Source organism: Polaribacter sp. 20A6 (genome assembly GCF_011378915.1).
In the GTDB taxonomy this organism is placed as follows: domain Bacteria; phylum Bacteroidota; class Bacteroidia; order Flavobacteriales; family Flavobacteriaceae; genus Polaribacter; species Polaribacter sejongensis.
In genome coordinates, this window is record NZ_WTPZ01000003.1 from 542,474 (window position 1) to 554,891 (window position 12,418).

At 30.9% G+C, this 12,418-nt stretch carries 6 protein-coding genes; all 6 read left to right on the forward strand.

The annotated features are described in order from the left end of the window. The first annotated feature begins 12 nt into the window (after positions 1 to 12). A complete protein-coding gene (locus GQS57_RS09690; protein WP_165732643.1) occupies positions 13 to 2,673 on the forward strand; it encodes a hypothetical protein in 2,661 nt (886 codons plus the stop codon). A 54-nt stretch (positions 2,674 to 2,727) separates the two neighbouring features. After that, positions 2,728 to 4,239 (forward strand): sulfatase, encoded by a 1,512-nt coding sequence (locus GQS57_RS09695; RefSeq protein ID WP_165732644.1) that lies wholly within the window; start codon positions 2,728 to 2,730, stop codon positions 4,237 to 4,239. Between the two features lie 179 nt (positions 4,240 to 4,418). Next, positions 4,419 to 7,661, forward strand: coding sequence for a glycoside hydrolase family 2 TIM barrel-domain containing protein (locus GQS57_RS09700; protein ID WP_165732645.1), 3,243 nt, complete (start codon positions 4,419 to 4,421; stop codon positions 7,659 to 7,661). A 59-nt stretch (positions 7,662 to 7,720) separates the two neighbouring features. Next, complete coding sequence (locus GQS57_RS09705) at positions 7,721 to 8,821, forward strand: TlpA disulfide reductase family protein (protein ID WP_165732646.1); 1,101 nt, start codon at positions 7,721 to 7,723, stop codon at positions 8,819 to 8,821. A 131-nt stretch (positions 8,822 to 8,952) separates the two neighbouring features. Next, positions 8,953 to 10,773, forward strand: coding sequence for a right-handed parallel beta-helix repeat-containing protein (locus tag GQS57_RS09710; protein ID WP_165732647.1), 1,821 nt, complete (start codon positions 8,953 to 8,955; stop codon positions 10,771 to 10,773). 17 nt (positions 10,774 to 10,790) lie between these two features. Then, the gene (locus GQS57_RS09715; protein ID WP_165732648.1) at positions 10,791 to 12,413 is read left to right on the forward strand and encodes a T9SS type A sorting domain-containing protein; all 1,623 of its coding nucleotides are present in this window, start codon (positions 10,791 to 10,793) and stop codon (positions 12,411 to 12,413) included. Positions 12,414 to 12,418: the final 5 nt, after the last annotated feature.

Sequence of the window (12,418 nt, forward strand, 5' to 3'; positions counted from 1 at the left end):
TATTCTTTATCAATGAAAATAAATTCACTTTTTAGTTTCGCAATAAGTTTTTTGTTATCAACTCAATTGTTTGCTTTTCAGTCTAAGGATTTTACAACAAAAACCAATAATATTAGAAGTTCGGTTGTTGGAGAAATTAATCATAAACCCATTTTATTTGTATCAGAATTAAGTGAAAGTTTAGCTGCTTATTCTTTAGAAGGAAAAGAACTTTGGAACTATAAAATAGACCAACCTTCGGTGATTTTTGAAATTATTGCAGAAGACATTAATAATGATGGAAATGACGATTTATTAGCTGTTGCTGGTAACGGAATAGTCTATTGCATTGATAGTGATGGAAAATTACTATGGCAATTTACTCCAGATCATAAAGTACGTTTGTCAGAAATTGCTGTGGTAAAAAATGATGGTAAAATTCAAATTTTTGCAGGTGGAAATGATTATCAATTGTATGAAATAGATACAAACGGTAAACAAGTTTCATCAACAAGAATTGAAGGAGTAATTAGAAAAATTGAAACAGGAGTTTTTACAAATTCCGGGAAACAATCACTTTTTTTAATGACCTATTCTCATGATAAATTCCGTTGGGAATTTATGGGGATTTTAGATGCTGATTCTAAACAAGTTTTAAAGGAAGTTAGTATTAAAAAGAAAGAATTAAAAGCATTAACCAAAACGATGGTTACAGATATTGCGATAGCCGACATCAATAATGATCAAAAAGATGATATTTTATTTTTTGCCGATAATAGTTTTAAACCTTTCTTTTCTGCTTTAGATGCTGACTTTAATGTTTTAGCAGAATATGCAGGTAGTAAAAAGCAGGTGCAACGTTATGCACATTCTCAAGGAAGTTTTTTTGCAAGTAGAAACGAAATTATGTTTCAACACGGCGGTGTTTTAATTGTTTTAGACACAAAAGGAAAGTTATTAAATACAGGTGGAGAAAAATACGGAAAGTGTGTTTACAGTGATTTTGTTTATGAACCAAAATCAAACCAATTAATAGGAACAGGAACTGTAGATGGTGGAAATAATGTAGATTTTTTTAACTTATCAAAAGATAACTGGTACAAAACTACGCATAAAAAACAAGGTAGAATGTTAGCTGTGGAGCAAAATCTAACAAAACTATACAACCAAATCTTAGAGTATAAAACACCTAGTTATCAGAAGAAATCTAACAAAGATTTTGTGATGATTACAAAAAAAGGAGCTTCTTCTAAGGTAGAAAAATTAGACGGAGGAAACGTGAAATTTGTGATTCAGAAATCTCCAAAAGAAGCTACAGACAGAACGTATTTAGTAAATAAAATTGGTGAATCGGCCTTAAAAAAAGACAAACGAGGAAAGTACCAAGATTCTAGAGAAGATATCATTCAAATGGCTAGAGATTACGAAGCAAAAGGGCAACCTTTTACTTTTTGGGCAGGTCATGGTAATGATCCTTTTTACATTCAAATAGAAACTTTAGAACAAATTTTAGAAGTTGCTCCAAACACTTGCTATGGCTTTGTATATGCAGAAATGGACGATGTAGAAGACCCAAGAGTACAATATTTTGTAAAAGATTATTTACCAAGATTGGCAAAAGCAATCAGAAAAAATAACAGAGCAAAACTCTATTTTAGATATAAAAATATGTTTTGGGCTGCAACGACACATTTACCACTTTGGAAAGATGTTTTTTTATCAGGAAAATACAGCGATTTTTTAGTACCTGCATCTGAAGATACCAGCAATAGAACTCAAGATTTAAACTTGGCGGGACGAATTGGAATGAAATCTGGCGGTTATATTAATGATTTTGCCATGCGTTTGATTGATGATAATCCTACAAGTTGGAGGCCTCTAACTCCTGGAGGTCAAAATTCAGTTTCGCCTTATTTAAGGCAAGGAGTTATGATGGCTGCTTACGGTGCGCGTTACGGAATTGTTTCTATTTCTGGTTTTGTAGAAGAACCGGGTTTAGATATTTTATTTGCAATGATGAAATCTGGCGTTTTACCAGTGGTAGAAAACGAAGATATTTTATCTATAGGTTCTTGGCATTTAATAAAAGATGTAGATGAAAAATTGATTCATACGGTAGATAATCATCATAATATAAAACAGTACAAAAAAGAGGATGAGAATGCTATTTTTTCTGTAGCACAAATGCATTGGGCAGGAACAAATATTCCAGATAATGATTTCTCTAAAATCGCTTTGGGTGTAAAATACAGATGGTTGAACTATATGCCAGAAATTCCTAATGGAATGGTCGCAATTGCGCCGATAGAAAGTGCCAAAGAATTATCAGAAAAGAACATTCCTTTTAGTATCAGTAATGCGAAGCAAGGGCTTTCTAATAATGAATTTGTATCCGCTAAAAAATATGCTTCAGAATTAAAAAAGATTGTAGAAACGGGAGCAAAACGTTTACCTATTTTGGTGAAAGGTGCTGCTTGGTCTGCTATTAAAATTGATGAAAACCATACACGAATTATTTTAATGGATTCCGGATATATTGAACCTCAAGAAAGGGATGTAACCATTGTATTTCAACATAGAAAACCAAAATCTGTACAAGATATTTTAAGTAAAGAAAATTTAATAGTTTCTAAAAGTCAAATGGATGTAAAAGTACCGGCGGGTTCTTTAAGGTTTATTGATGTAACGTATTAATTATTAAAAAAAGCAGCAACAGTATTTAACTAATAACAAAATCAAACGAATAACATGAAAATTAAAAACCAATTACTGTTTTCTGTAGTTTGTGTTTTCTCTATAATGAGTTGCACAGGTCAGAAAAAAGTTACCAATCAAGCTAAAGAGGAGGTAGTTTTAAATACAAATGAAAAGCCAAATTTAATTATCATTCATACGGATGAGCATAATTTTAGAACTATTAGTGCGTATCAAAAATTATTACCAGAAGCACAAGCTTTTGTTTGGGGAAAAGGAAACAACTCTAAAACTCCGTATATAGATAAATTGGCAGAAGAAGGAGCTATTGCAACAAGCTATTATGCTGCTTCTCCAGTTTGTACGCCGTCTAGAGCTTCTTTGGTTACAGGTTTGCATCCAGGAGCTACTGGTGCTCCAAAAAACGGAATGCATATTAGTGAAGATGTACCCACTTTTGCAACCATTTTAAGAGACCAAGGCTATGCAACTTCTTATGTAGGTAAATGGCATTTAGCGGGTCATGAAAAATATGCTTTTGGTATTAAATACAAAGCTGGTTTTGATGATAATCGGTATATGATGAAAGGCGGACACGCACCTTATTTTCATATAAATGGAGATGAATTTAAAGGGATTAATGAGAATAATGCAGCGAAACTCCCAAAACAAGAAGTTGTTCATTCAACTGATTATTTTACGGATAAAACCTTAGAAATTTTAGAGCGTGATAAAAACAAACCTTTTGCGTTAATGCTTTCTATTCCAGATCCGCATACGCCAGATTACGCAAAGCCTCCATACAATACCATGTATGAAGATTTAAATATTGAAGCCCCAAAAACAATGGCTCCAGAATATACTGCAATTAAGCCTTCTTGGGCTGGTGGCGGTAAACCAGATAATAATGAAGCTTTTGGTGAAAAGGCTTTTGAAAATGAAAAAAATGCGTTGAAACAGTATTTTGGAATGGTGAGTCATATTGATGATTCTGTAGGTAGAATTCTTCAGTTTTTAGAAGATAATAATTTATCAGAAAATACCATTATTGTCTTTACATCAGATCATGGAGATATGTTTTTTGAACACAACAGACGTAACAAAGGTGTACCTTATGAAGGTTCTGCTAGAATTCCGTTTTTAATTCGTTATCCAAAGAAAATTCCTTCGGGGAAAGTAATCAATACAGCTTATACAAATGTAGATTTTACACCCACTATTTTAAGTTTGATGAATGTTAAAACGGATGCTAAATTTCAAGGTTTAGATACTTCAGACGATTTTACAAACAATAAAAAAGTAGTAAATAGTGATAGGATTACGTATTTCGCCAAGTCTGGCGGATGGTGGGTTTCTGCAGTAAGTGATAGATATAAATTGGTAATTGATAAAAAGGAAAAACCATATTTATTCGATTTACAAAAAGATCCGGATGAGTTGATTAATTTTTACCACGATGCAGCATATGCAGGTATTGCAAAAATGATGCAAGCAGAATTGTTTAAGCAAATGAAAATGTATGATGAACCTGGTTTAAAATTAGGACAGAAATATATTACGGAGTAATGCCGTTTTAAGATAAAATTAGATTGGATTTGGATAAAATGTTTAGGCGTATTTATTCAAATCCTTTTTATGTTTATAAGACCAAATAATTGCCTTTAAATACATTTAGTATACGCTTAGATATCCAAATGTAATTTTTTGATTAAGGTTTGAATTACAGCTAAAAAACACTCATTATTATGAATACAAAGTCTTCTATAGTTTTTTTATTAATCTTAATTTCTCAAATGACCTTTTCTCAAAACGATTGGGAAAACGAATTGATGTTTGAACAAAATAAATTACGATCAAGAGTGCCGAGTTATTCTTTTACCAATCATGCGGATGCTTTAGAAGGAAATAGAGACAAGTCTAGAATGCAATCTTTAAACGGAACGTGGAAGTTTAATTTTGTAGAGAAATCTCAAAACAGACCAACAGATTTTATCAATAAAGATTTTAATGGTGAAAATTGGAGCGATATTGCTGTGCCATCAAATTGGGAATTACAAGGTTTTGGACAACCAATTTATACCAATATAATTTATCCTTTTACTCCGGATATTAAAAATGGAGGAAAAAGAAATTTTAATTATATGGGACCACATCCACCACAATTTCCTTTTGTCGAGAAATATCGAGACAATCCTGTTGGAAGTTATTACAGAGATTTTACCATTCCGGATGATTGGCAGGATCAATCTGTTATTTTACATTTTGGTGGTGTTTCATCAGCATTTTATGTTTGGGTAAATGGCAAAAAAGTAGGCTATAGCCAAGGTAGTAGATTGGCTGCAGAATTTGATATTACAGAATATTTATCCGAAGGAAAAAATAAAGTTGCTGTTCAGGTTTTTAGATGGAGTGATGGTAGTTATTTAGAAGACCAAGATATGTGGCGTTTAAGTGGAATTCATAGAGAAGTACTCCTTTTAGCACAACCTAAAATAGCTTTAAATGACTTTTTTGTAAGAACAAAGTTCGATGATAAATTGGAAAATGCAAAATTAGAAGTTCGTCCGCATTTATGGATGAAAGGTGATGAAGATAACTTAAAAGGCTATACAATTGCTGCAGATTTATACGATGCAGAAAACAAAAAAGTATCGGAAAAAGCAATGTCTTGTAAAATTGAAGATGTGTTTTTTGAAAGATGGCCACAAAGAGATATTACCAAGTTTGCTTTTTTAGAAGCAGACATTAAAAATCCAGTAAAATGGTCATCAGAAAACCCATATTTATACACATTGGTTTTTGATGTAAAAGATGCATCAGGTAAAATTTTGGAATCTCGGAGTCAGAAAGTTGGTTTTAGACAAATAGGTTTTAGTGCAGAAAACGAGTTACTCATCAATGGAAAAGCAACAAAAATAAAAGGAGTTAACAGGCACGATCATCATCCTGTAAGAGGAAAAGCATTAACAAGAAAAGATTTAGAAGATGATGTGAAGTTGTTGAAGAAATTCAATTTTAATGCCGTAAGAACGTCACATTACCCAAATGATCCTTATTTCTATGAATTGTGCGACAAATACGGAATTTATGTGATGGACGAAGCGAATGTAGAAACGCATCATTTAGGTAGTTACGCGCCACAACAACCTAGTTTGGCTATTCCTATTTTAAGTAGAATTATGAGAATGATTGATAGAGATAAAAATCATGCTTCCATAATTTCTTGGTCTATGGGTAATGAAGCAGGAACAGGACCAGCTTTTGCTGCTGCTGCAAGTTGGGCTAAAGATTATGATCCGTCAAGATTTATACATTATGAAGGAGCACAAGGAAACCCAAATCATCCAGATTATAAAGAAGGAGAAGAAGGGCAAAAATTGTTTAGAGGACCTTCGCATGCAAATCCTGATGATCCTAAATATGTAGATGTTTTAAGTAGAATGTATCCAGAGATTTATCAGCTAAAAGCAATGTCTGAAAGTAAATATATAAACAGGCCCATTATTATGTGCGAATATGCACATGCAATGGGGAATTCGATTGGTGGTTTAGGAGAATATTGGGATTTAATAAACTCGAAAAAGAATTTAATTGGAGGTTTTATTTGGGATATGATAGACCAAGGTTTGGTTAAAAAAGACAAAAACGGAAATGATTTTTACGCGTATGGTGGCGATTTTGACGATTATCCGAATGATAAAAATTTCTGTATAAATGGTGTTTTTTCTGCAGATAGAAAACCAAATCCACATGCGTGGGAAGTAAAATACATTCATCAACCATTTAATTTTAAGGCTATTGATGTAGAAAATGGAGTAGTTTTAGCAATAAATCATTTAAACGAAACCAATTTAAATGAATACAATGTAAAATGGACCTTATCTGAAAAGGGAAAAGAGATTCAGTCTGGACTTTTACAAAATGTGGATGTAAAAGCAAGTTCATCATCAAAAATAAATATTCCATTTAAAAAAGTGCGTTTTAAAGATGAAAATGAATATTGGTTAAAAATTTCAGTGCAAGAAAAACAAGCTACTTTTTGGGCAGAAAAAGGATTTGAAGTTGCAAAAGAACAATTATTAGTTAGAGAAAAATCATCAGAAAATAATTTGAGTTCAGCATCAAATTCTAAACTTGAAGTTGTTGAAAATAATACTGAAATTTCTGTTTCAGGTAGAAAATATGTTGCTAAAGTTTCTAAAAAATCAGGAGAATTAATTTCTTTTATCAAAAATGAAAAAGAACAAATTCTATCACCTTTAAAAGCTAACTTTTTTAGACCACCAATAGATAATGATTTACGTGGAGCAAGTAGTGGTGATTTTAAAAAATCTAGAAAATATTGGGAGTTTTTAAATGATAAATTAGAAATGAGATCGGTAAAAGTAATTTCAGATAAAAACAATGAAACCAAAGTTGTCGTTGAGAAAACCTACAAAGATGAGATACAACTTAATTTGATTTATACTTTTTTAAGTGATGGTCGAATTGTTGTTAAAATAGATTTAGATGCGAATGAAAACTTACCTGGTTTGGTGAAATTTGGAGTTACTTTAGGGGTTTCTAAAGACTATAAAACAACTACTTTCTACGGAAAAGGGCCTAATGAAAATTACATCGACAGAAAACGAGGTACAGAAGTAGATGAATTCTCGTTTAAAACAGATGATTTATTTACAAACTATGTTTTTCCGCAAGAAAACGGAAACCGTTCTGATATAAGATGGTTGCAATTATCAGAAAATAAAAAGAACACTTTAAAGATAGAAGGTTCACCAAAATTCGGATTTTCAATTTGGCCATATTCGTCAGAAAATATTCAGAATGCCAAACATCCTTATGATCTTGAAAAACAAGGTTTTTATACGTTGAATTTACATTTACTGCAAATGAGTGTAAATGGAACGTTGTCTGAAACTTTACCAAAATATGTAGTTCCTTCTAAGAAATATAGTTTTGAGTTTGTCTTGAATGGATCAGGAAATTAAAAAAAAATATATAGACCTCACAGGTTTTTAAAACCTATGAGGTCTGAATTTCAAAAAACATGAAAAAAATAGTAATTACATTCTTTCTTTTGTTGTTAACCACTAACCTGGTTTCTCAATGGAAATATCCAGAAGCAGAAAATATTAAGAATGATGTAGTTATAACTTATGATGTTGTTTATGAACGAGAACTTTCTGATAAGTTAAAAAAGCATCCTTATTATAAAAAGGAAATTATTGTTGCTTTTAATAAGGGAAAAATTTTAGAAAAAAGTATTTCAAATAGATTTGATTATCAGATGTCTACTTTATTAGACTATGATAAAGAAAAAGGATATTCTTGTGTTGTTACAAGTACAAAAAATGCTATTGTTAGTAGTTTTGGTAAGCCTAAAAAAGAAGTACAACTAAAAGTAGGTGAAACCAAGGAGATTTTAGGTTTTCCTTGTCAAGTTTATACAACTAAAATAAAAGGTAAAACTGTTGAAATTTTAACTACTAAAAAAATAGGTTTACGTTTTGTAAAAAATTTTAATGCACAAGGGTTTCTATTAAAATATACTTCAATTAATAAATATTTAGGTCCTTTTACAGTAACAGCAAAAAATATAATTTATACTAAACTACCATCCGATACCTATAGTTTAAAAGGTTTTACAATTAAAACTCTTACAGAGCAAAAAGAGTATTTAGAGAGTAGAAAAGTGAGAAGTAATGAAGTTAAGCAAAGTGCAATTGATAAATTAGGAGAGTTATCGCCAAAGTATTCTGTGAGAAGTATTCAAGGGAATAAATTTAAAAGTAAAGACTTAATAGGAAAAGTGGTGGTACTTAATTTTTGGTTTACAACGTGTCCGCCATGTAAAAAAGAACTTCCACATTTAAATAAATTAAAAGAGAAATTTAAAGGAAAAGATGTTGTTTTTATTGCAATAGCTTTAGACGATGAATATAAAATAGATACATTTTTAAAACGGAATCCTTTTTATTATGATATTGTAGAAGATGGGCGTTGGATTGCTGAAAAATTTGATGTAAAGTCTTATCCATCCAATATAATTATTGATCAAAAGGGATCTTTTCAATTCTATAAAATAGGTTATAAGTCTGATATTACAGCGTCTATGGAATATCAGATTAATAAACTTTTAAAGAAATAGTATTTTTAATTTTTACATTAAAAGAAAATAAATACAGTCTTAAACTTATAAAGACAATCTTTATACGCATAAATACAGTATAAAAACATTATGTGCTTAGGTTTACATTAAGAAATTAAAATTATATTTTTATGAAGAACTTTTTCACTTTTATGTTTGTGTTATTTTTAGGATTCACTTCTAGTGCACAAAACGAAACCATAAATGTTGCAGATTTTGGTATCAAACCAGGTAAAGATGTTACGTTAGAGCTGTATCAGTTAATAGACTCTTTAGAAGGAAAGAAAAACATCACGTTGTTTTTTCCAAAAGGGCAATATGAATTTTATCCAGAGAATGCTTTCGAGGTTTATAGAGCAGTTACAAACCACGATAATAGTTTAAAGAAAATAGCTTTTCCAATTTTTAATTTTGATGGTTTTACGTTAGATGGAAACGGTTCTACGTTTATGTTTCATGGTAAAATTGTACCAATTACGGTAGAAGGTTCTATAAATACTACCTTAAAAAACTTTACGATAGACTGGGAAAAATCTTTTGTAAATGAGTTAACGGTAACTGAAAATAATAAAGAAGAAAATTCTTTTATAGTTGATGTTGCCAATGAAAAATTTGGTTTTGAGGTTAAGAATAACGAAATATTATTTAACCATTATGATTGGCAAGATGAAATTGGTCAGAATATGGCTTTCGACCCTGCTACAAGATCTCCTATTTGGCAGACAAAAAATTATTATTTAAAACCACAATCTCATAAAACATCAAAGATTGTTAAGATTGATCATAAAACGGCAAAGTTTATAGATTATACTAAAAGTTTACCTCCAGTAGGAACTGTATTTGCAACGTATGGCAATAGTCCGGGAGCAAATAGATTTGCACCTGGTATTCATTTATCAAACTCTAAAGACAACGTTTTAAATAATATAACTGTTTTAGTAGCAGGAGGAATGGCCTTAATTGCAGAAAGATGCGAAAACATTTCTTTAGACACATTTATAGTTACTTCTAGAGATGATAGAACAATTTCTACAAGAGCAGATGCTACTCATTTTTTAGGGTGTAAAGGAACCATTAAGTTAGAAAACTGTTTGTTAGAACACATGTTAGATGATGGTATAAATGTTCATGGGGCTTATGTAAAAGTTGAAAAGTATTTGGGTAACAATACCTTTTTATGTGAAACAAGTCATGTGCAACAATGGGGCTTTATTTTCGGTGAAAAATCGGATGAGGTAATGATTATGTCAAGGGAAACAATTCTACCAATTTTTAAAACGGAAATAAAAGAAGTTAAAGTTTTAAACGAAAGAAGAATGTTAATTACGGTTGCAGAGGTTCCTGCAAAAATGCCAGAAGGAAAACTTTCTTTAGAAAACCTTACTTGGTATCCGGATGTGTACATGAATAAAAACATCATTAGAGAAAACAGAGCAAGAGGAGCATTAATTACTACAAAAGGAAAAGTGGTTATAGAAAATAATTATTTTTCATCTCAAATGCATGGTATTTTAATTGAAGGCGATAATAATAAATGGTATGAGTCTGGTGGTGTAGAAGATGTTGTTATTAGAAACAATATTTTTAATACGATTGGTTTTGGAAATGGAGAATCTTATCCATTATTGGCTGCCCCATTATTTACAGAAGATCAAAGAATAGGTGATGATAAATTTCATAGAAATATAGATTTTAGTAACAATATTATTAAAAGTTTTAATGGTCATTTAGTAGATGCTTTTTCTGTAAAAGGATTAAAAGTTACTGGAAATATTATAGAGCTGAGTACTGATTATCCTACGGGATCTACTTTACCTGCAATACATTTAGATTTTTGTGAAGATGTAATCATTGAAAAAAATCAATTTAAAAACTTCAACTTCCCTATTAAAATAGAAGTCAAAGAAAATGTTAATTCGATAAAAATAAAACGAAATAAAGGAGTCAAATAATTCTAAAATTGAATTTTATGAAAATTTCAAAGAATAGATTTTTATCTTGGTGCTGCCTTCTTTTTATAAGCTTTGTGTTTGCTCAAAACCCTCTAGATAGAGCACTTCCTGCAGATAGTTATTTTTACAACCCTAGTATTAATACAGCAAATCAAGTAAGTTTTCCAAACGGATCTACTTCAACATCAGCTTTACAAAGTATGATAAATAGTTTGTCTAATGTTGGCGGAGGAGTTTTAACCATAAATGCAGGAACGTATACTTTAGGTCAGATTCATCTAAAAACTGGGGTTCATATTCGTGTGCATCCAGATGTTGTTTTTAAAACATCGCCTATGAATGCACTGTTTAGAGTTGGTTATGATAATAATTTTGAAAATGTTTCTAATTGGAGTTTTCAAAGTACAAATGGAGAGAAATTTACATTTGATTTTTCTGATATGCAACCTAATGATGGTATAAGAGCTTTTCAATTAGGAAATACAACTAATTTTAGGTTAGCAGATTTTGTAGTTTTAGATAATTATACAAAATTTAATGCAGTTTCATCTGGAGCTGTTGGAAATACAAATGAACCAGCAAAGTTTGCATCATTTGGAATTATAGAAAATTTAGATATTAAAAAAGCACATTATGGTTATGGTTTAACCCAAAATCAAGTTATACAAAACATGTTATTTAGAAATCTATCTGGAGAAGGTGGTGTTACTTTACGATTAGAATCTGGTTATAGTGGTCTTGCAGATCTGTATGTAACAGATAAAACAGCAATAATTGATAATGTTTACGGACGAAAGATTTCTTGTACAAACGGAGCACATGCAGTTATGATGTCTCCACATACCATAACGCAAGGAATGGTAGATGTTAGAGATATTTCTGGAGTAAGTTGTGAAGCTGTGGTTTCTATTAATTTTGGTTTTTTATCAAAAGATAAAGGGCAATCGGATGCCGATGGAAATGCTATAAATGGTCATAGTTCAGGAACTTTTTCAGAAGAGTCTGTCATTGCCAATGTTTCTGCCACTTATGGTGTAAATGCACAAGTAAGAGCAGCACGTTTAAGACACATTCCGTGTGCATTAAGAAATTATATCAGTTCAGATAAAAATTTAGATGACGAGTCTTATCAAGCGCCATCTTTGGCACCTGTTTATTATTTGGCTTTAGAAGAGTATGTTTCTAAAGGAAACCCTGCAGGAAGATATCAAATTGTTTTAGACAATGTTACGCATACAGGGTTTTCATCCGAAGTTAGGGCAGATGGTTTAATTACCGATGGAGGAGAAAACGATTTTGAAGGTTGTGATATTGATGGAGCTCCAATTTGGATTACTGGTGAAGATAAAAATACTCCCAACCCTTTACAAACAACTACGGTAGCAGAAACATTAAATACCCATAAAGAATTGATGAATGATGTTGTTATTTATCAATTAGAAAATCAACAAGTTTTAAGGGTGAAAAGTGATTTTAATGCGAAGATTAAGATCTATAATTTAATAGGGCAATTGGTTAAAAATGTTGTTAAAAATAACAATGAAATAAGTATAGATACTTCTCAATTATCAGAAAGTGTTTATATAATTCGTATTGAATCAGAAAATAAAATAATAACTAAAAAAATAATTATTAAATAAACTAA

Bases quoted from the DNA above. Each gene is read 5' to 3' on its own strand.
- GQS57_RS09690 (WP_165732643.1), top strand. From the start codon at position 13: ATGAAAATAAATTCACTTTTTAGTTTCGCAATAAGTTTTTTGTTATCA.
- GQS57_RS09695 (WP_165732644.1), top strand. From the start codon at position 2,728: ATGAAAATTAAAAACCAATTACTGTTTTCTGTAGTTTGTGTTTTCTCT.
- GQS57_RS09700 (WP_165732645.1), top strand. From the start codon at position 4,419: ATGAATACAAAGTCTTCTATAGTTTTTTTATTAATCTTAATTTCTCAA.
- GQS57_RS09705 (WP_165732646.1), top strand. From the start codon at position 7,721: ATGAAAAAAATAGTAATTACATTCTTTCTTTTGTTGTTAACCACTAAC.
- GQS57_RS09710 (WP_165732647.1), top strand. From the start codon at position 8,953: ATGAAGAACTTTTTCACTTTTATGTTTGTGTTATTTTTAGGATTCACT.
- GQS57_RS09715 (WP_165732648.1), top strand. From the start codon at position 10,791: ATGAAAATTTCAAAGAATAGATTTTTATCTTGGTGCTGCCTTCTTTTT.